This window comes from Proteus myxofaciens ATCC 19692 (assembly GCF_001654855.1).
Classification (GTDB): domain Bacteria; phylum Pseudomonadota; class Gammaproteobacteria; order Enterobacterales; family Enterobacteriaceae; genus Proteus; species Proteus myxofaciens.
In genome coordinates, this window is the sequence record NZ_LXEN01000125.1 from 14144 (window position 1) to 35758 (window position 21615).

At 36.9% G+C, this 21615-nt stretch carries 16 protein-coding genes; 1 reads left to right on the forward strand and 15 read right to left on the reverse strand.

Features of this window, described 5'->3' with window-relative positions:
* Positions 1-65: 65 nt before the first annotated feature.
* The 8 genes from M983_RS12955 to rsfS all read right to left on the reverse strand — a co-directional run bounded on the left by M983_RS12955 (position 66) and on the right by rsfS (position 13122).
* On the reverse strand, positions 66-5897 hold the full coding sequence (locus M983_RS12955; protein WP_066751593.1) for an inverse autotransporter beta domain-containing protein: 5832 nt from the start codon (positions 5895-5897) through the stop codon (positions 66-68).
* Positions 5898-6442: 545 nt separating this feature from the next.
* Complete coding sequence (ybeD, locus tag M983_RS12960) at positions 6443-6706, reverse strand: DUF493 family protein YbeD (RefSeq protein WP_066751596.1); 264 nt, start codon at positions 6704-6706, stop codon at positions 6443-6445.
* 208 nt (positions 6707-6914) lie between these two features.
* Positions 6915-8126, reverse strand: a complete 1212-nt coding sequence (dacA, locus tag M983_RS12965) for a D-alanyl-D-alanine carboxypeptidase DacA (RefSeq protein ID WP_066751598.1) — start codon at positions 8124-8126, stop codon at positions 6915-6917.
* Positions 8127-8247: 121 nt separating this feature from the next.
* The gene (gene rlpA, locus M983_RS12970) at positions 8248-9261 is read right to left on the reverse strand and encodes an endolytic peptidoglycan transglycosylase RlpA (RefSeq protein WP_066751601.1); all 1014 of its coding nucleotides are present in this window, start codon (positions 9259-9261) and stop codon (positions 8248-8250) included.
* A gap of 10 nt (positions 9262-9271) precedes the next feature.
* Positions 9272-10384 carry a peptidoglycan glycosyltransferase MrdB gene (gene mrdB, locus M983_RS12975; RefSeq protein ID WP_066751604.1) on the reverse strand — a complete coding sequence of 371 codons (1113 nt, stop codon included), beginning with the start codon at positions 10382-10384 and terminating at the stop codon, positions 9272-9274.
* Between the two features lie 5 nt (positions 10385-10389).
* Positions 10390-12285 (reverse strand): peptidoglycan DD-transpeptidase MrdA, encoded by a 1896-nt coding sequence (mrdA, locus tag M983_RS12980; RefSeq protein ID WP_066751606.1) that lies wholly within the window; start codon positions 12283-12285, stop codon positions 10390-10392.
* 37 nt (positions 12286-12322) lie between these two features.
* The gene (gene rlmH, locus M983_RS12985) at positions 12323-12793 is read right to left on the reverse strand and encodes a 23S rRNA (pseudouridine(1915)-N(3))-methyltransferase RlmH (RefSeq protein ID WP_066751610.1); all 471 of its coding nucleotides are present in this window, start codon (positions 12791-12793) and stop codon (positions 12323-12325) included.
* 2 nt (positions 12794-12795) lie between these two features.
* Entirely contained in the window at positions 12796-13122 is a 327-nt protein-coding gene (rsfS, locus tag M983_RS12990) for a ribosome silencing factor (protein ID WP_074388174.1), read from the reverse strand.
* A 385-nt stretch (positions 13123-13507) separates the two neighbouring features.
* Here rsfS and M983_RS12995 point away from each other — a divergent pair, with 385 nt between their 5' ends.
* Positions 13508-14254, forward strand: coding sequence for a YbgA family protein (locus M983_RS12995; RefSeq protein ID WP_066751615.1), 747 nt, complete (start codon positions 13508-13510; stop codon positions 14252-14254).
* Between the two features lie 14 nt (positions 14255-14268).
* Here the strand turns inward: M983_RS12995 and nadD are convergent, their stop codons facing one another.
* The 7 genes from nadD to M983_RS13030 all read right to left on the reverse strand — a co-directional run bounded on the left by nadD (position 14269) and on the right by M983_RS13030 (position 21610).
* The gene (gene nadD, locus M983_RS13000) at positions 14269-14940 is read right to left on the reverse strand and encodes a nicotinate-nucleotide adenylyltransferase (RefSeq protein WP_066751618.1); all 672 of its coding nucleotides are present in this window, start codon (positions 14938-14940) and stop codon (positions 14269-14271) included.
* Positions 14933-15967: a DNA polymerase III subunit delta gene (gene holA / locus M983_RS13005; protein ID WP_066751621.1), complete on the reverse strand. Its 1035-nt coding sequence runs from the start codon at positions 15965-15967 to the stop codon at positions 14933-14935. Before holA ends, nadD begins: the two co-directional genes overlap by 8 nt.
* A complete protein-coding gene (lptE, locus tag M983_RS13010; protein ID WP_066751624.1) occupies positions 15964-16512 on the reverse strand; it encodes an LPS assembly lipoprotein LptE in 549 nt (182 codons plus the stop codon). Before lptE ends, holA begins: the two co-directional genes overlap by 4 nt.
* 12 nt (positions 16513-16524) lie before the next feature.
* The gene (gene leuS, locus M983_RS13015) at positions 16525-19107 is read right to left on the reverse strand and encodes a leucine--tRNA ligase (protein ID WP_066751626.1); all 2583 of its coding nucleotides are present in this window, start codon (positions 19105-19107) and stop codon (positions 16525-16527) included.
* 362 nt (positions 19108-19469) lie between these two features.
* A complete protein-coding gene (locus M983_RS17420; RefSeq protein WP_066751627.1) occupies positions 19470-20195 on the reverse strand; it encodes an amino acid ABC transporter ATP-binding protein in 726 nt (241 codons plus the stop codon).
* The gene (gltK, locus tag M983_RS17425) at positions 20196-20870 is read right to left on the reverse strand and encodes a glutamate/aspartate ABC transporter permease GltK (RefSeq protein WP_066751630.1); all 675 of its coding nucleotides are present in this window, start codon (positions 20868-20870) and stop codon (positions 20196-20198) included. It abuts the gene before it with no gap.
* Complete coding sequence (locus M983_RS13030; RefSeq protein ID WP_066751633.1) at positions 20870-21610, reverse strand: amino acid ABC transporter permease; 741 nt, start codon at positions 21608-21610, stop codon at positions 20870-20872. Before M983_RS13030 ends, gltK begins: the two co-directional genes overlap by 1 nt.
* Positions 21611-21615: the final 5 nt, after the last annotated feature.

A 21615-nucleotide genomic window follows, 5' to 3' on the forward strand; every position in this document is an offset into this window, starting at 1 on the left:
GCGGTAATTAACCGAAATTAGGCCTGCTAGAAATTTTTTTAAATTATGATATTAAGCGTACTTTGTTATAAATCTGTTTTGCATACCGGATCAAACTGATGGAATCCACCGGCATATTGTATAAGTCCATTAGTTAAATTGACATAAGCAACATTAGAGCCCTCTGTATCAGAAGACCATACTTGGAATACGGCACCACCTTTACCCCATTCTGAGTAAACAGTCCCTACACCACGTTTATTCAGGCCTAAAGTCAGTAGATTTGCAGGTGTTGTATCAAGTCCATTTTGTTCACATCTTTGCCATGCATAAGGTGCTGCCATTGGTTCTCCACCGTAGAAGGTAAACCAATGCTCAAGAGTAAATGTATAAGTAAATGCAGTGCCTTTACCTTCAACATTCGGTTTTGCCGTTATTGTTACCGTTTTATTTGCGCTTGTTGGTTTTCCTGATAATTTCACTTCACCATTATTTTTACCAACGGTAACCCATGATTGATTAGATGACCATGTATAATCGCTCGCTTTAGTGTCATTCTTCATGACAAAATTAAATGTCACATTACGGTATCCAGTTTTTGGAAAACCTTCATCTAATGCAAACGAATAATTGTTAGAATTGATATATGCAATATCGGTGATAGGTACAACTTTATTCACGGTCACAGACGCTGTTGCATTATTCAACACTTGTTGCTGAGCGATAACATAAAACGTTGCAATGCCTTCATTTTTACCTGTAAAGGTTGCCGAATAAACTCCTGTATTTTTGTCATAAGTCGTTTTCCCTAATTCGCCATAAGGCGTATTAGCATTTATCGCGATACTAAGATCATTGATATAAACATCCTTACCACTGTTATCCTTTATTGTGAATTGCAGTATTGACTTATCATTAATATAGATAGAATCTGGAGAGCTAGTCAGTTGATAAATAAAATCATCTTCAGACACCTCTTTCACGATTACTGTAGTATTAATGGATTCTTCAATATTATTGTTAATGGCAGCATTAAATTTAGCATTACCTGATAATGTACCTGTAAAGGTGGCGATGTAGGCTTTTTGTGTTTTATCGTAAGTGGTATTCGTTAACTGACCTATATCAGCATCTTGTAAAACGATATTGGCGTCGTTTACCTCTATCGGATTATTTGAAGCATCTTTAAATGTCAGCGTTAATGTCGATTTTTTGCCAGTATAAATAGTCGAAGGGGACGCTACCAATGTTGCACTGTCATAGATTTTCTCAACAATGACATTTGCGTGTATATCATTACGAACGGTTCCATTGATAGATACATTAAATTGTGCTGTACCTTCTGTTGTACCATTAAATGTTGCTTTATAGACTTTCTCGCTTGTATCAAATGTTGTTTTTCCTAATGTACCCAATTTTGGGGTATTAAGATTAATACTCACATTATCATTATTGATTCTAACAGGATTTCCCGTCTCATCAGACAGCGCTAATATTAAGTTAGATGTATTGCCAATTTTGATGGTACTAGGGTTTGGCGTTAATTTAGCGAGAGAATAAGCCTCATTAATTTGTACTGATGTTTTAGCTTGTCTAACTTTATTATTGATAGTTGCTGAGAATTGGGCTTTACCTACATTGCTACCGGTAAAGATTGCTTTATATACATTATTTTCGCCATCCCATGTTGTTTCAGATAACGTACCTAATGTTGGCGTTTCTAAAATAATGGTTGCACTGTTTCCTTTTGTTAAATTACCGTCAACATCTTGAATTGATAGTGCTATTTCTGATGTGTTATCTACCTTAATGGTGCTAGGTGAAGGTGTTAACTCAGGATGATAAAACGCATCAGGGTTATCTTTAATTACAATAGATGTATTAATATTATCTATAGTTTTATTATCTACAGTAGCACTAAATGTTGCAGTGCCCATCGCAGTACCTGTAAAGGTAGCAACAAAACGTTTATTGGTATTATCCCATGTTGTCGCGGTTAAATTACCTAGTGTTGGAGTGCTTAATATAATATTCGCATTATCAACGTTGATATTTGTACCACTTGCATCTTTAAAGCTCAAATAGACATCTGATTGTTTATTTAATGTAATTGGTGACGCTTCTCTATCCATATTGGCAGAAGTAAATAACTCTTCAACCATCACATTAGCAACAATTTCACTATGAGCTTGGCCATTGATAACAGGAATAAACTCGACATCTCCTACCTTTTTACCCGTGAATATCGCAGAATAAGTCTTCGTGCTGTCATTATAGGTTGTCGTGCTAAGAGTTCCTGAGGCACTTTTCATAATAATTTGCACATCACTACCTGCATTAATAAGCTTATCATCATGATTTCTTATTTGTAGATTAAGTGTTGATTGCTGATTAAGACGAATTTTTTCAGGTGTTGCATTTAATGTCGCATTATATCTATCGGTGATAATAACTTGTGCTGTTGTATTACCGTCGTTATAACGCTGATTATCGAGATAAACTTCAAAATCTGCGCTACCAATTTGCTTACTGTTGAATATGGCTGTATACGTTTTATCTTTTAGAGTGGTATCACTTATTTTACCTAATGATGATGATGCACTTGCTAAACGTATTTCAACTTGTTCTTTAGGTATAAACGGCTTGTTCTGATCATTATAGAATATAGCAGTCAGCTCAGAGCTATCACCCACTTCAATATTGGTAGGCGTTGCTATTAAGTTACCACCAGTTACGAAGTCATGTTTTAATGGATCAACAATGATTTGCGTCGAAATAGATTTTTGTCTGACATTATCGATTACTGCATAGAATGTCGCAGTAAATGGACGGTTACGTTCAGTTGGCGTATAAACAACTTGATATTCTCCGGGTTTTACCTCTACAACTTCAGAAACTTTCCCGTTAAGTGTATTTTTAATGACAATATCAATAGGAACATCAGGGTGAAATAAATTCCCGTACTGATCTTTGATATCTAATGTAATATTCGCTTTTCTCCAATCACCATTTGCACTACGTGTATTTTGGTTTTGTTCTGCAGAAGAACCATATAAATGTGTAGGATCGGCATCTATTGTGGCACTATTTAAATTGATAACTGGTGCGCTATCAATAATGGCAATATCTACTGATGTAGTTAAAGGAATACCTTCTAGTGTTGCAAAAAATTTAGCTGTTCCTGTATTTGTTGCATCAAAACCTGCTGTATATTGTGTCGCACTGATTTTTTTAGTGATTGAAAGCGAACCATGAGTAGGATTTTCTTGATAAATCATTACGTTATCGTTAGTTAACGGATTCCCCTCTTGGTCAGTCAAGGTCAATGTTAATTGAGCTCTGTGATTACTTTCATTTAAATCTAACTGGGATTTATTTGTTGCTAATGTTGCTTTAAGATCATTAGCACCTAAAACAACCACTTTTGTTTGTGCATCATTATCTTGTTGACCATGAATATTGACACCAAATAGTGCAGTTGTTGGCTGCGTTCCCGTATAAGTTGCTTGATAATATCCTGGTTTTCCTGATACTGCCGTTGTATTACTGATTGTTCCTGCTGCGGTATTTAATGTAATTTCAACAGGGACATCGGTGACTGGTTTACCTTGGTTATCTTGTAGTTCGGTAGTAATAATGGACGTTTCATTCTGTAAGATTTTTTCAGGGTTAGCATTGAGCGAAATAATCTTATATTTATCGTTAAGTGAAATAATCGTTGTATCGGCTTTGCTATCAGCATAAGGCACATTGGCAATATAAGGATAGAAGGTGATTTTACCTAAATTGGTTGCTGTAAAATCAGCAGTATAACTCTTATCTGTTGGATTAAAGGTTGTCTCTGTAATAATCCCATCACCCGTTTGATTATCAATGTTAACGATTTGAATTTTAGCATTATCTACCGCCATCGGATTATCTGCATCATCTAACACTTTCATGACGAGTTTTGATGTATCACCGACATACATTTGATTATTAGCTGTTAATTTAACCGTTTTAAATGTCGAGATTTTTACGGTTTCTTTTGTTTCATTAACAATTTCGTTATTAATTGAAGGTTGAAAAACAGCGTCACCAATATCTTTACTTGTAAAGGTTGCGATATATTGTTGCGTTGAATCATCATAAGTTGTTTTCGATATACTCCCTTTCTCGCTATTGATTAAAACGATATTGGCGTTATCTAGTTTTATTGGTTTGTTATTTTTATCAAAGAATGTCAATCGTAAATCAGTTGAATTCCCTAAAGTAATATCATTTTTATCAGCTTTTAGCGTTAAATTATCATAACTAGAGATTTGTTTATCTACAGTGACAGTCGTTGAGATATCTTGATGAAGTGTATTGTTAAAATAAGCGTAGAAAATGGCTTTACCAGGCGCTGTACTAATAAAATTGGCTTGATAAGCTTTTTCTTTAGCATTGTAATGAGTGTCTGAAAGTACCCCTTGTGTATTGTCTTTCAGAATGATGTTAGCATCATCTATTTCAATAGGATCGCCAGCACTATTTGTAATATTTAAAGTTACTACTGAAGACGCATCAATACCTATTTTTTGAGGTGAAGCGGCTATCGTGGCTTTTTCTATCGCACTATCATTTAGTACGACAACTTTAGTGGCTTCTGGTGAAGAGGCTTTACCCTTTTTATCATATGCTGTTGCAATAATATTATAGGTATTTAGAGCGCCTTTTTGAGAATTATAGTAAGGAAGGTAGAGTAAATAATTATTCTGGCTTTGCTGAATGACCTTACCTCCATTAGCGATAAAATCATTGGCATTTAGGTCGATGTAATCAAGCCCTGCACTAGATTCTATACTAATATTAATTGCTTTTTGTTCATTACTATATCCTTCAATTAAATCAGGCGTTTTTAAGGATAAGTAAGATTGTTCTTGATATTCAAAAACAATATTGTTGTTTCTATCAACAAAATCATATTTGCTATTTTCAAGTAAACGTAATGCTTTTATATTGCTTGAGTCTAATTGTGCTTTAATTGGCGTACCAAATTGGTAATTTAAAGAAATACCAATTTGAGTATCATTATCACCACTTTTACCTAATTTATGCTGTGCGTTTAAAGTCAATAATGGGAATGGAGTATAATCAAGGCCTGCTGTGACTGCATAAGGATCTTTTGTTAGTTTTGATGTGTTATTAAACAAGTCAACATTATCACCATAATATTGCTCGAAATTCGCTTTTAACCCTAACTGAGGATAAGCGGGAAGATAGCTTTGTGTTCTAATATCCCATCCATTAGCAGGACGTTCATTATAACCTTTAACAATATCTGAATTTTTCCAACCAGTTAAACGATTATAGTAGTTTGAACTAATTGAAAAATAATCTCGACGGTACTCAAGACCAAAACCTACTCGACTATTATTACCTGAAAAATCATGGTCGAAATGAGTATTGAAACCAACAAGTTGTGTTTCATCAAATTTACGTATCCCAAAACCTAAATTACCTTGGTTCCTATCATAACTACGGTGAAATGCAGTTTGATTAAATAAAAGATAATTCTCATTTTCATATAAAGGAACAATTATTTTAGCTTCTGTATTTTTAAGCGTGAAATCTTTATCAACACCTAAGTTTATTTGTGCCTTACCATATTTATTTAACCAATGTTCAATCTCTTGATTCACTTTATTATTTGCTTGATTCAATAAATATTGAGAGGCCGCATTTTTACTATTATCACTAGATAAAATAGTTCCTGCTTGGCTTGCTTGTTGTGCTAACCAGCGTTCATTATCGACAGTTTGTTTTTCGTTTGTTGATGCATAAGCTTGTATTGCTGGAGTTAGGGATAAAGCTACGGGAAATAAAAACTGAGAAAGTATGACTAAGTAAGAAATAGGTTTTTTCCTACGCAAATTCTCTAAAAAAGTATTATTCATGTTCTTCACTTAAATAATTAAAGAAAAATAAAGATGAAAAAATAGCAATGCTATAAAACTGATAGCTATCCATACGCTAATAGCGAGTATCTTATACTCATTATTAGCGTTGATAATATTATTAATGTTCATTCATTTAGCTTTTGTTTATTTTTTTATTCATTAGATGTTAACTTTTTAGATTAATGATCTAAAAATAAATTAAGTGAGAGCGTTTTATATTGCTTTATAGTTTTTAATAGATTTATTTAATTGCAACCAAATATTACAATTATTAAGAGTATATATATATTATAAAATTTTTATTATTATAATTATTTTTTTTAATGAGAAATATCCTTATATAATCAATGTTATAAAAATATAAATGGACGTTGAGAAAAGAGAAGAATAGGCTTATTTATACTGTGAAGGCGTTATATTTTGTAACAATTAAAAATAATTATTCATCGAGATAAATAAAGCGATAGATAATAGTTGGTTTAATAAAAAATTACCTCGCTTTTTAGGGCGAGGTAATTGAAATAGGTTAAGATGAAATAGAATTATAACACCATGCGTACCAGCTCAAGTTCACCTAATTCTTTATATAGCGTTTCAACTTGTTCAATATGTGTCGCGTTAATTGTCACAGAGACAGAGTGATAGTTGCCTTTGCTACTTGGCTTAACTGACGGAGTATAGTCACCAGGTGCATGACGTTGGATCACTTCAACAACTTGATCAACTAATTCAGGCTTTGCGTGTCCCATGACTTTATAAGTAAATGAACAAGGGAATTCTAATAGTTCGTTTAATTTTGTATTCATCGTTATTCCTTTTGGCAACAGATGTTGCTTCAATCATCACTCTTTGTGCTTTAGTTATCTATTGATAGCATGATAGCAAAATAAAAACCGCATCCCTTTAGTAAAAGGATGCGATATTGGTGATGAGGTTAAATATCAGGATGGTAAATGTATATATGCCAATATCTATATGTTAGTTATATATGACCACATTTAGCCATTTCAAGTCTTAGCCAAACCAATGTGAAAATAATAATTTAATGTAGTCAATAATACGACTGAAGAAGCCACCTTCTTTAACTTCTTTCATCACAACAAGAGGGCGCTGTTCAATGACTTGCCCATCAAGTTGAAAATTAATCGTTCCTACAACTTGGTTTTTAGCAATAGGTGCATGTAATTCAACGTTATCTAACACATAGCTTGCTTTTAAATCTTTAAGGCGACCACGAGGGATTGTAAGATAAACATCTTTATCAACACCTAATTGGACTTTATCTGTATCACCATACCAGATAGGCTCTGCTGCAAACTCTTTACCCACTTGCAGTGGTTTTACTGTTTCAAAAAAGCGAAAACCCCATGTCAGTAATTTTTTACTTTCATTATCACGACCTTTTGAAGAATGAGCTCCCATCACAGCAGAGATAAGTCTCATATCGCCTTCTGTTGCTGAAGCAACTAGATTATAACCCGCAGCGTCAGTATGGCCTGTTTTAATGCCATCAACATTTAAGCTTTTATCCCACAATAAGCCATTACGATTAGTCTGACGAATATTATTGTAGGTAAATTCTTTTTCTTTATAAATTGCATATTCGTTAGGGACATCACGGATAAGCGCTGCCCCGATTTGAGCCATATCACGCGCTGTACTATATTGACCAGGAGCATCAAGACCATGCACTGTTTGGAATTGAGTGTTTTGTAAACCTAGACGTTTAACATAGTCATTCATCAATGTGACAAATGTGTCTTGACTTCCTGCAATATAAGAAGCCATTGCAACGCAGGCATCATTACCTGATTGTAAGTTAATACCACGAGTTAGTTGAGAAACGGTAACTCTATCTCCTGGTTTTAAAAACATTAAAGAAGAGCCACGAAAAACCGGGTTTCCTGTTGCCCAAGCATCTTCACCGATAGGCACAACGTCATTTTCAGTAATTTTTCCTGAACGAAGAGATTGACCAATTACGTAGCTTGTCATCATTTTCGTTAAGCTAGCAGGATCACGACGTACATCTGGATTCATTTCAGCCAGAACTTTTCCAGAATTATAATCAATAAGAATATAAGATTCTGCTTCAATACTAGGAGCAGAAGGTATCATTGTTTTTAGTGAATCATCAGCGAGGCTGTAATGACTAAAAGTAAGCAGAGCCAGAGTTGTGCTAATTAAACTTGTTCTTAGTAATTTTGCTGGAAGTGTCTGTTTCATTCGATTTCTGCATTCCGAAATTTCAGTGGAAAGGGGTGGCTGATAAATAAGACATCAGCAAACTAAGTAAATGATGTGACTTAGTTTGCTGGCATAAAAAAAATTTATGCAAATATTATCTTTATTGACTAATAATAAAGGCATTAATATCTTTAGCTTGTTTCAGTCTGTTTCTTATCTCGTCGGCTTGTACTTTTGAAGTATATGGGCCAAGTTGAACTTTATATAATCCATCGCTTTTATTAATTATCCCTTTAGTATTTATTGCAGAGGATAAGTCATTTAGCCATGTTTGTGCATTATTTTCACTACTCAATGCTCCAACTTGTACATAATAACCTTGTGTTATCGTATTAGAGGATGATACTGGCTTTGGAGCTGGAGCTGGAGCTGGAGCTGGAGCTGGAGCTGGAGCTGGAGCTGGAGCTGGAGCTGGAGCTGGAGCTGGAGCTGGAGCTGGAGCTGGAGCTGAATTTGAAACGTCAAGAGATGGAGATTGAATCACCGTATTGGTGCTCGGTGTCACCGATGATTGAGTATTTTTAAAATCAGGTGGTTGAGGTAACGCTGTCGTTTTTTTCTCAATTTGCGCACCATGAGTTCCAATACCGCTCATTTGACCATTTTGGTCAACAACAATGCCTTCAATAACAATTGGAGTTGTTGGCATCAGTCGTAAGCTATCATATACCGCAGGCGTCACTTGTATTTGTTTATTATCAGTATAAGGACCACGATCATTAATGCGCACAACCATAGCGCGACCATTAGCTAAGTTAGTAATTTTTACATAGCTAGGGATAGGCAATGTTGGATGAGCCGCTGCAAATTCATAAGGGTTTACACGCTCACCAATTGTTGTTAAACGGCTCATGGCTAAACCATCATACACAACAGCCTGTCCACGTTCACTGAAATTACCTGGATTTTTGACAATACGATAAATCGTACCATTTTTACGGTAATCTTGATTAGCGGTTGGGTGATAAGGTTCATAACGAGGTTCAGCACCTAACACACGTTCAGTCCTAACATTCGGTAATGTTGGTGTCGGCTTAGTATTATTTACGGGTTTATCAACACACCCTGAAAGTAGCAATGCACTGATACCAATCAAACCCCATTGCAAACGCATAGAAACCTCATTATAAACTTTTTGATAATAGTTTTCGGTGTGTATGAATTGACATAACAATACCAAAACCCGCCATTAATACAATGAGAGCAGAACCACCATAGCTTATCAGTGGCAATGGAACACCTACCACAGGTAAGATCCCACTCACCATGCCGATATTGACAAAAACATAAACAAACAATATCAGCATTAATCCGCCAATCATTACTCGACCAAATGTATTTTGTGCTTTAGTCGCAAGATAAAGTCCTCTCGCAATTAAAAGAATATAGAGAGTTAACAGTATTAAAACACCTATTAATCCTAATTCTTCAGCAAGTACTGCAAAAATAAAGTCAGTATGGCGCTCTGGTAAGAATTCTAATTGAGATTGAGTACCTTGTAACCAACCTTTACCATGTAATCCACCAGAGCCTATTGCAATTTTAGATTGGATAATATGATATCCTGCGCCCAATGGGTCTGTTTCAGGATCAAGTAGCATCATGACGCGGGCTCTTTGGTAATCGTGCATTAAGAAAAACCAAAGTATAGGAATAAATGCAGCAATAAGCACAAATGCAACTGTAATTAATCGCCAACTCATGCCAGCAAGAAACAGCACAAATAATCCCGAAGCAGCAACAAGAATTGACGTGCCTAAATCGGGTTGCGCTGCAACTAATAAAGTCGGGACAAAAATGATGACTAAGGCAATTGCAGTATTACGCAAAGTAGGAGGGCAAATATCTCGATTCATAAATCGAGCAACCATTAATGGGACGGCAATTTTAGCAATTTCTGAAGGCTGAAAACGAATAATACCTAGATCAAGCCAACGTTGAGCCCCTTTACTTATTTGCCCAAAGGCATCAACAAAAATAAGTAAAATAATACAGAAAAAGTATAAATGAGGTGCCCAGCTTTCGTAAACTCTAGGTGGAATTTGCGCCATAACAATCATGACCATAAAGCCGGTCGCAATTTGCCCTAATTTACGTTCCATCATGTCAGGATCTTGGCCGCTTGCACTCCACATAATAAATGCGCTATAGCCAAGCAATCCAATAATACATAGCAATAGTAGCGGATCGAGATGGATTCGAGTCCAGAGAGATTTTTTCTTATTATTATCTGTCATTGAGATTACTCCTCTGAGCCCCGTGGTGAAGGAGGAGAAACGGGTAAATCCGTGTTGTTATCTCCAAGTAGAATATGATCAAATATTTGACGAGTGAGATCACCAACAGAAGGCCCAGCTCCGCCATTTTCTAAAATAATTGAAATAGCTACTGTTGGATTATCATAAGGGGCAAAAGCAATCATTAATTTATGATCACGAAGATGCTCTGCTAATTGGCTAGCATTATAAGTTTCATAACTAAATACTTGGGCTGTACCTGATTTTGCAGCGACTTTATAAGGCGCATCAGCGAAACTACGACGACCAGTACCATTAGGTAGATTTGCAACACCATACATGCCGTGTTTTGCTAATTCCCAATAACCAGAGTTTATATCACCGATTTGGCGTGTTTCATTATCTACATAAGGTAACATCTCATTACCTAATTTTGTACCATAAAGTAGATGCGGTGTTTTCACTTGTCCATCATTGATCAATGTCATTAAGGCTTTAGCCATTTGAATTGGGGTTGCAGTCCAATAACCCTGGCCAATTCCTACTGGGATAGTATCACCTTGATACCAAGGTTTTTTATAGCGTTGTTGTTTCCATTCCCGAGTTGGCATAATGCCGTTACGCTCTTCAGAGAGGTCAATACCTGTATATTCACCATAACCAAAACGACTCATCCAAGTCGATATACGATCAATCCCCATATCATAAGCGACTTGGTAAAAGAAAGTATCAGCTGATTCAATAATAGATTTAGTGACATTAAGTTTGCCATGTCCCCAACGCTTCCAGTCACGATAACGTTTTTCAGAGCCAGGAAGTTGCCACCAACCAGGATCGTTAATTGTGGTATTTGCGTTGATAACGCCTTCACTAAGCGCAGAAACTGCCATAAAAGGTTTTACAGTTGAGGCAGGAGGATAAAGCCCTTGAGTCGCACGATTTATCAATGGTCTATCTGGGTTATTCAGTAGGCCTTGATAGTCTTTATTTGAGATACCACCTACAAAGAGGTTAGGATCATAACTTGGGTTTGAAACTAATGCTAAAATTTCACCACTACGTGGGTCAGTCACGATAACGGCAGCACGACTTGTTGTAAGTAGCGTTTCGATATAGGTTTGCAACTCAAGATCGATAGTCAGATAGATATCTTTACCCGCTTGAGGTGGTTGTTCATGAAGTTGACGAATAACACGGCCACGACTATTAACCTCGACCTCTTCATAACCCGTCTTACCATGTAATATTGGCTCATAATAACGTTCAATACCTAGCTTACCAATATCATGAGTCGCCGCGTAGTTAGCATAAATACCTTCTTTTTCTAAACGCTCGACGTCTTTATCATTTATTTTTGCAACATAACCAATAACGTGGGTTAAGGCAGAACCATAAGGGTAATAACGGCGCTGAAACCCTTTGATTTCTAAACCAGGATAGCGATATTGGTTAATCGCAAAACGCGCCACTTGTACTTGATTTAAATCTGTCTTTAACGCTATTGAGGTAAAACGTCGTGAGCGTTTACGCTCTTTTTCAAATGCGGCAATATCATCATCTGTTAAATCAATAACATCACGCAAACTATCAAGAGTCTCTTGTAAATTAGCGACTTTTTCAGGCATGATTTCTAATTGATAGATAGTTTGATTAAGTGCGAGTGGAGCGCCTTTTCTATCATATATGATGCCACGGCTTGGTGGGATTGGGACGAGCTTTATCCGATTATCATTAGAACGCGTTTGATAATCATCATGGCGAGCAATTTGTAAATGATGAAGATTAAAAACGAGTATGCCACTTAAGATTATGATCACAGTAAAAGCGACGAGAACACGACGAATAAACAGTTTTGATTCTGCCGTATAATCTCGAAACGGGGTACGCTTTTTTTTCTTCATCCCATTAGTTGACTTCACTTACTGACCCGCCAATTGATTATTCTCGATGATAAGGATGATTTGTCGTTATGCTCCATGCCCGATATAAACTTTCGGCTACGACCACTCGAACAAGAGGATGAGGCATTGTTAAAGGCGATAAAGACCAACTTTGTTCAGCAACTGCTTTACATGCTGGAGCTAATCCTTCAGGGCCACCAATAAGTAAGCTGACATTTCTGCCATCAAGCTTCCAGCTATCAAGTTGTTCAGCAAGTTTGGGTGTATCCCAACGAGCACCAGGAATATCAAGAGTGACAATGCGATTTCCTTTGCCTACAGCAGCTAGCATTTGCTCGCCTTCTTTTTCTAGAATACGTTTGATATCTGCATTTTTTCCCCGTTTTCCGGCAGAAATTTCAATAAGTTCTAAAGGCATGTCTTTAGGAAAACGGTTAAGGTAATCCATAAAGCCGGTCTGTATCCAGTCCGGCATTTTTTTACCTACTGCGATGAGCTGTAATTTCAAACTCAGCTCCAGAGCTTTTCGAGTTCATACATACGGCGACTATCTTCTTGCATAACGTGTATCATGGCTTCGCCAAGATCAACAACAATCCAATCAGAAACACCTTGTCCTTCAACGCCTAATGGTTGTAAACCCGCTTCACGACAATCATCAACGAGATTATCTGCAACAGACATAAGGTGTCTGCTTGAAGTACCCGTACAAATAATCATGTAATCAGTTACACTTGATTTACCACGAACATCAATTGCAATAATGTCTTGAGCTTTAGAATCCTCAAGTTTATCAATAATAAATTGCTGTAATTCTGAGCCTTGCAACAGGGTCACCTTTTATTTAATTAGTTAATTCTATCGAGAAAATCATAAACCACCATTTTAAAGGAATTTATGTCAAGAAATCTATTTTACTCGATGATTAATTTCAATTATCGATAGCAAGAATAACAACTCAACACTCTTGTTTTCGATATGCAATAGAGAAATACATATATGTCCATTTACTAAGCAAAAATAAATAGCAAAAGGGCAAATAAGAACTTCCCAGTTAGACGACAGTTTTACCTTACAGTTCCCTTAAGGTTTTCAGTGGGGGAGAATAACAGCTAAACCTAGACTGTCAATGCTCATGAAGTACCTATTTATAGCGTTCTGTAGTTTGTCGTGGCACTATTATACGATGAAAAAACAAGAGTTTTTGCTAAGAGGAAAAATAATGGAAAAAAAAGAAATATTTCTTGGCGTTTCTTCCAAATTAATGAGTAACACACCTCAGCCATTGCAAGTGTCGTTTGATAAATTTTTCCGTGAATTTGAAAATGAAGGAATACAAATTATTTCACTTGATAATATTGATAAAAAAAACAACTCATTGATTTATGGTATTATTAAGGAAGGTGACGAATCGTTACCTACTGATTTATCGCCTATTATTCCTCAATTAGCCAGTGATCAATTTTTACGACCTCAATCACTCGATCATTTTCTTACTCAATTCTTTGCATTAATTGATTTCCAGCAACAAGTCATGACTAAATTAACCAAAGGAGCGTTAGTTAAATTTCATAGTCGATATAAATATTTACTGATGGCGTACTCGCAAACCACTTATCGAGAATTAGGTCGTTATATGGCGAATATTCCTAACGAGCCAATATTTACACAATTTACGTTAGATTATCGAGATAAATTATTCCAAGCGTTAAGCTATGAGCCAACGAGAGAAGGACATACTAATGCATTAATGCATATGGCAGGATATTTTAAGCGAGGGTTAAATTCAGAGCAAAAACAGCAGCTTTCGCAAGCCATTTTACAATATCGCCAGGGAAATATCGCGTTTTCTGAGCCTTTTAATTTATTACAGCGTGGCTTAAGTCTATGTCCTGATGAGTATTTAGCAGAGCAACGCTATTTCTCACCTTATCCTAGCTGTTTTGATGAATTAAGAACGCAGTTTTAGGCTTTATCGTATTATTATAGATAGAGTTGTTGTTGATTAATATAATCTTCAACCGCTGTAGGCAGTAAGTCGTGACAATTAAGCCCCGCTTTATGGCGTGCTCGAATATCTGTAGCTGAAATATTATATAAAGGTGTATCAGCGAGAAAAACTTTACCTGCGGGTAAGCGATGAATATCTTCATATTGCGTGGTTTGATGTTGTTCAAGCCACGATTGCATCTCTTTAGATGAAAATGTTGTTTGGTAACCAGGGCGAGCACAAACTAATAGATGGCAAACATCTAGCAATTCTTCCCATTTATGCCATGTATTTATTGATAGCAGAGAATCTTGACCAATAATAAAAGCAAGTGATTGTTTGTTGCCAATTTCTTTTCTGAAATCACTTAATGTTTCAATAGAATAAGACGGTGCCGCTTTTTCTATTTCTCTTGTATCAACGCGAAAAGAACGAAAAGGTTGAATAGCAAGACGCACCATTTCAAGGCGCTGTTGTGAAGATGCTTCTGGTTGAGGTCGATGAGGCGGAATATTGTTTGGTAACCAAACAACTTCTTTTAAGCCAATTAATCTTGAAAGTGCCTCAACTGGACGTAAATGCCCATAATGAATAGGATCAAAAGTTCCACCATATAATGCAATGGCTTGATTAATTATGGGTGTTAATGATGTTGTTTTAGACATAATTAATCAATCCTTCTGGTAATTCTTTTCCACACAATAATAAACTAAGTGCATTAAGATCAGGCCAAACGGTCTGTCCATATTCTTGTTTTATTGTTATTTCAATATGGGCGAGTAATTGCAGTGCTGATAGTAGCTGATGCTCTGATAAACGTTGTAAAGCTGCCGTAAAAATAGGTCGGCGGTTTTGCCAAATACGGTGTTTATCAAAAATAGTTTTTAATGCTGCTGTTTTAGATTCACGATATAACGTAATAAGTTGCATCAACTCTCGTTGTAATGTTCTTAATAGAATAACAGGCTCAATATCTTCTCTTTTGAGTTGCTGCAATATATGCCATGCACGTTGTGTTTTACCTGCAAGCAAGGCATCAACCCAATGATAAGGTGTAAAATGTGAAGCATCATTAACCGCAGACTCAACTCTAGGAAGAGTCAGCTTACCATCAGGATAGAGCAAAGATAGTCGCTCAATGGCTTGTGAGAGTGCTAATAAATTTCCTTCATAACAGTAGCAAAGTAAATGATTAGCCTGCTCATCAAGTGCAATATTTTTTTGTTTTGCTCTCCTAGCTACCCAATGAGGTAATTTATCAAATTCAGGCGTTAGGCATGAAACAAATGTACCGTGTTGAACTAAGCTCTTAAACCATTCACTGTTTTCTTGGGCTTTAGTGAGTTTGTTGCCTCGAATAATCAATAGTAAATCTTGGTGTAACTCTTTAGATAAGCGAGTTAGCTTTTCTGCCATGGCTGCATTAGGGCCACTTTCAGGAAGATGTAGCAGTAATGATTGACGCTGAGAGAACAAGCTCAGAGAGTGGCATAATGAGTAAATTTCATTCCAATCAGTATGGTTATCAAGCGTAAACTGATAATGCTCATCAAAGCCTTGTGCTTTAGCCATAGATTGTATGGCATCTTGAGATTCTTGGAGTAATAAAGGCTCATTACCCCACAGTAGATAACTTTGGCGCAACCCCTCTTGGAGTTGCGCATTAAGTTGTTCTGGATATAGACGGATCATTTAGCTGGATAAATTATCTGTTTTGCTTCAGCTGCTTGTGATAATTTTTGACGCTCAGCATTATGAACAACCAATAATTTACGCACTAACATTGCTGTTGCTTGCTCACGCATTTCTTGTTTGATCATGTCATTTTCAGCATCTTTAGCAAGTGCTTCTAATGGGTTATCAAAGAAAGGACGTGAAACCTGCGATGAAATAGGATAAATCGTACCATCAGGCATAATCACTTGAGTATCAAGCACAAATGTTAATTGACGCTCAGCTGCTTTACCATCTTGATAAACAGATACGGTATCTTCATTCTCAGAGCTACCGACTATTTTAAGAATAGGAATATCTGCTGTTGGATTTTCAACAAGCTGAACACCACTTAATCTTAATTGTTGACGCATTACACGCGCTAATGGCCCATAAGGATCGCCAGAGCTTAAGTAAAGTGTTTTTAACTCAGCCGGAACTTGTGTTTTCCCTTGAAGATGAAAACCACAGCCGGCGGTGAGTAACACCGCCAAACCAAAAAATAGCGAAAATAGATATCGCACTAGGCCTCCTTATCAGCCAACAACGATGTTCAGTAATTTACCAGGAACATAAATAACTTTGCGAATAGTCACATCTTCCAAGTATTTAGCTACACTGTACTCTTTTGTTGCCATTTCCTGAACATAATCTTTTTCTGAATTAGCAGGAACTGTAACACGTCCACGTACTTTACCATTTACTTGAACAATAATGAGTTTAGTGTCATCAATCATTGCTTCTTCATCAGCAACAGGCCACGGCGCCACATCTACATCTACTTTACCATCAAGCGCTTGCCACATAACAAAACAAGCATGAGGAATAATAGGTGAAAGCATACGAACAATAGCAGATAACGCCTCTTGCATTAATGCTCTATCTTGTTCAGTTTCTTGTGGTGCACGAGTTAATTTGTTCATTAACTCCATGATGGCAGCGATAGCAGTATTGAAAGCTAAACGGCGACCAATATCGTCAGATACTTTAGCGATAGTTTTATGTAAATCGCGTCGTAAGTCTTTTTGTGCTTCAGTTAATGTTGCAATATCTAATGGCTGTATTGCACCTTTTTGAGTGTGCTCATGAACTAAACGCCATAAACGACGTAAGAAACGGTTAGCTCCTTCGACACTTGATTCTTGCCATTCTAATGTTAATTCCGGTGGTGCAGCAAACATCATAAACAGACGTACAGTATCAGCACCATAACGTTCAACCATAGTTTGTGGGTCGATACCGTTATTTTTAGACTTAGACATTTTGCTCATACCAGCATAAGTCAATTCATGACCTTCACTGTCTGTCGCTTTAGTGATGCGATTTTTTTCATCACGTTCAACAATCGCATCAGCAGGAGACACCCAATGGCGGGCACCATCTTCACCGGTATAATAGAATGCATCCGCTAAAACCATGCCTTGGCACAGTAAACGTTTTGCTGGTTCATCAGAATTAACTAGGCCTGCATCACGCATCAGTTTGTGGAAGAAACGGAAATACATTAGATGCATTATGGCGTGTTCAATACCGCCAATATACCAGTCTACAGGTAACCAATAGTTAGCTGCTTTAGGATCTAACATTCCTTTGTCATAATCAGGGCAAGTGTAACGCGCATAATACCAAGATGATTCCATAAAGGTGTCAAAAGTATCTGTTTCGCGTAATGCTGGTTGACCATGAATTGTTGTTTTCGCCCACTCAGGATCTGCTTTAATTGGGCTTGTTATTCCATCCATTTTGACATCTTCAGGTAAAATAACAGGAAGTTGGTCTTCAGGAACAGGAACAACGGTACCATCTTCTAATGTTGCCATTGGAATTGGTGCGCCCCAGTAGCGTTGACGAGAAACACCCCAATCACGAAGACGATAGTTAACTTTACGTTCACCAACACCCATTTGTGCTAGTTTATCTGCAATCGCATTAAAACCAGCTAGATTATCAAGACCTGAAAATTCACCTGAGTTAATCAGGCTATTTTTTTCTGTGAAAGCGCCTTCAGATAAATCAGGTTGATGACCTTCAGCATCTGCAATCACAGCTTTAATCGGTAAATTATATTTGGTTGCAAATTCCCAGTCGCGTTCATCGTGACCAGGAACAGCCATTACCGCACCAGTGCCGTATTCCATTAATACAAAATTAGCAACCCAAATGGCGACTTTCTCTTTTGTTAATGGATGAATGGCGTATAAGCCAGTGTCGATCCCTTTTTTCTCCATTGTTGCCATATCGGCTTCAGCCATTTTCATGTTACGGCATTCATCAATGAAGTGTTGAACCTCAGAATTATTTTTAGCGGCTCTTTGTGCTAATGGGTGACCTGCTGCAACAGCAACATACGTTACGCCCATAAAAGTATCTGGACGAGTGGTATAAACGGTCATGGTGTCGTTGCTGTCTGCGACCTCAAAGGTAATTTCAACACCTTCAGAACGACCAATCCAGTTACGTTGCATCGTTTTAACTTGTTCTGGCCATTCATCTAATGTATCTAAATCATCTAGAAGCTCTTGGGCGTAGTCAGTAATTTTAATAAACCACTGAGGGATTTCTTTGCGCTCAACAGGGGTATCACAACGCCAGCAACAGCCATCAATGACTTGTTCATTTGCTAACACGGTAAGGTCATGAGGACACCAGTTAACCGCAGAGGTTTTCTTATAGACTAAACCTTTTTCATATAATTTTGTGAAGAACCATTGTTCCCAACGATAATATTCTGGTGTACATGTTGTGACTTCGCGATCCCAATCATATCCAAAACCCAGTTTTTTTAACTGGTTTTTCATATAATTGATATTTTCATAAGTCCACGGGGCTGGTGCTGTATTATTTTTAACAGCAGCGCCTTCTGCTGGCAGGCCGAACGCATCCCAACCAATAGGTTGCAATACGTTTTTACCTAACATACGTTGATAACGGGAAATCACGTCACCAATTGTGTAGTTACGGACGTGTCCCATGTGTAGTCGGCCAGAAGGATAAGGTAGCATTGACAGGCAGTAATATTTTTCTTTGTTATTATCTTCTGTCACTTTGAATGTATTGTTCTTTTCCCAGTGTTGCTGGATAGTTTGCTCTATATCTTCGGGACGATATTGTTCTTGCATGGCACCGATAATCCTATGGTGAATTAATGGCTACCAATAAGGGTAGCCGTTATAATGAAATTAAGACTTGCATAGCATAGCTGATTTTGTCTTATAGCCACAACTATTGATCTTCATGAAAGCCATTGTTTGCATAACTTTTTCAAGTGTATTGCGAGCTAAGCTGAAAATACGCAATTTACAAACAAGGTTTAATTAATGATTAAACTTATGTTTAAACATAGTAATGCATTTTATTCTTTATGAAATACTTTAAATTGCGTGAAAACAACGAGTATTAATATTAAAGATAGCAAGAAAGAGTTGTGTTATTTACTGACGGACTTAAATACAGCACGCCAGTAAATAATGAGATGATAATATTAGTGCAGTATTTTGGCGAGAAAGTCTTTTGCTCTATCTGATTTAGCATTTTCAAAGAATTCATTTTTAGGACTGTCTTCAACAATACGTCCTTCATCCATAAAAATGATTCTGTCAGCAACTTTTTTTGCAAATCCCATTTCATGAGTGACAACCATCATTGTCATACCTTCATTGGCAAGCTCTACCATGACATCAAGCACCTCATTAATCATTTCAGGATCAAGAGCTGATGTCGGTTCATCAAATAACATCGCAATAGGATCCATACATAGTGCTCGTGCAATGGCAACACGCTGTTGCTGACCACCAGAAAGCTGAGCCGGATATTTATTAGCATGATTTGATAACCCAACACGCTCTAATAATTTTAATCCTTTTTCTTTCGCTTCTGCTTTATTTCGGTTAAGAACTTTAACCTGTGCAAGCGTAAGATTTTCAATAATAGAGAGGTGAGGGAAAAGCTCAAAATGTTGGAATACCATACCAACTTTTGCACGTAGTTTTGCAAGATCAGTATTTTTCTCATTGACTTTTGTACCATCAACAATGATTTCACCTTGCTGTATTGGCTCTAAACCATTAACCGTTTTAATCAGTGTTGACTTACCTGAGCCAGAAGGCCCACAGACAACAACAACTTCCCCCTTTTTAACTTCAGTGGAGCACTCAGTCAGTACTTGAAACTGACCATACCATTTGGAAACATCTTTTAGGGAAATCATCTACGTCGTCCTTTTTTTAAGAAAATTCACTAACATTGAAGCTGAGAAACAAATAATAAAGTAAACAAATCCAGCAAAAAGAATCATTTCAACTTGTGTGCCATCTCGTTCACCAATATTCGTAGCAGTACGGAAAAAGTCAGTAAGGCTCAGTACATAAACTAAAGAAGTATCTTGAAATAAAACAATACCTTGAGTTAGTAATAGTGGGATCATAGCACGGAAGGCTTGTGGTAAAATCACTAAACGCATTGTTTGTGACTTAGTCATACCTAACGCTAAAGATGCTGAAAATTGCCCTTTACTGACGCTTTGAATACCCGCCCTTATTATTTCAGAGTAATAAGCTGCTTCAAATAATGAGAACGCTATCATTGCTGAAATCAAACGAATATCATTTTTAGGTGAAAGCCCTAGAATATTTTGTAATATGTTAGGCACGATTAAATAAAACCACAGTAAAACCATCACTAAAGGGATTGAGCGAAAAGTATTGACATATCCCGCAGCAAACCAACTAATCGGTTTAAAGCTTGATAATCGCATTACTGCAAGTACAGTTCCCCATAAAATACCAATAATAATAGCGGTTATGGTAATTTTTAAGGTGATAGCCATGCCATCCATTAAAAATGGTAAGCTAGGAACAACAGAACTCCAGTCAAAATCGTACATTATTGACCTCCCGCTGTGCCAGGTAAACGGACTCGTTTTTCAAGCCAATGCATAACTATCATAATAACGACGTTAATCAACACATATGCGAGTGTAATCGCTGTAAATGATTCATAAGCTTTTGCTGAATAATCAAGTAGCTTATTCGCTTGTGCTGCCATATCAATTAAGCCAATTGTTGATGCAATTGCTGAGTTTTTAACAAGATTGAGTATTTCAGACGTCATTGGTGGAATGATAACGCGATAAGCGTTAGGTAATAAAATATAGCGGTAGGTTTGAGGTAATGTTAAACCTAATGCTAATCCTGCTGCTTTTTGTCCTCTAGGAAGTGATTCAATGGCCGCTCTTACTTGTTCACACATACGAGCAGCAGTAAACAACCCCAAACATATCACTGAAGATAAAAAGAACTGAATATTCGGTGCTAAGTCCATTTTGAACCAGTCACCAATAGATTGTGGTAATAGTTCAGGAGCAACTAAATACCATGCAAAAAATTGAACAATCAGGGGAACATTACGAAAAAGCTCGACATAGATTGCACCTAAACTCGATAACCAGCGATTAGGAACAGTACGCAAAATGCCAAAAAAAGAGCCAACAAAAAAAGCAATGATCCAAGCGCAGATAGATAACGCAACAGTGACTTGGAAACCTGAAATTAGCCATCCTAAATACGTTGTATTCCCAAAGGGAGCTTCTTGGAGAAAAATACCCCAATCCCAATCAATAGACATGATTT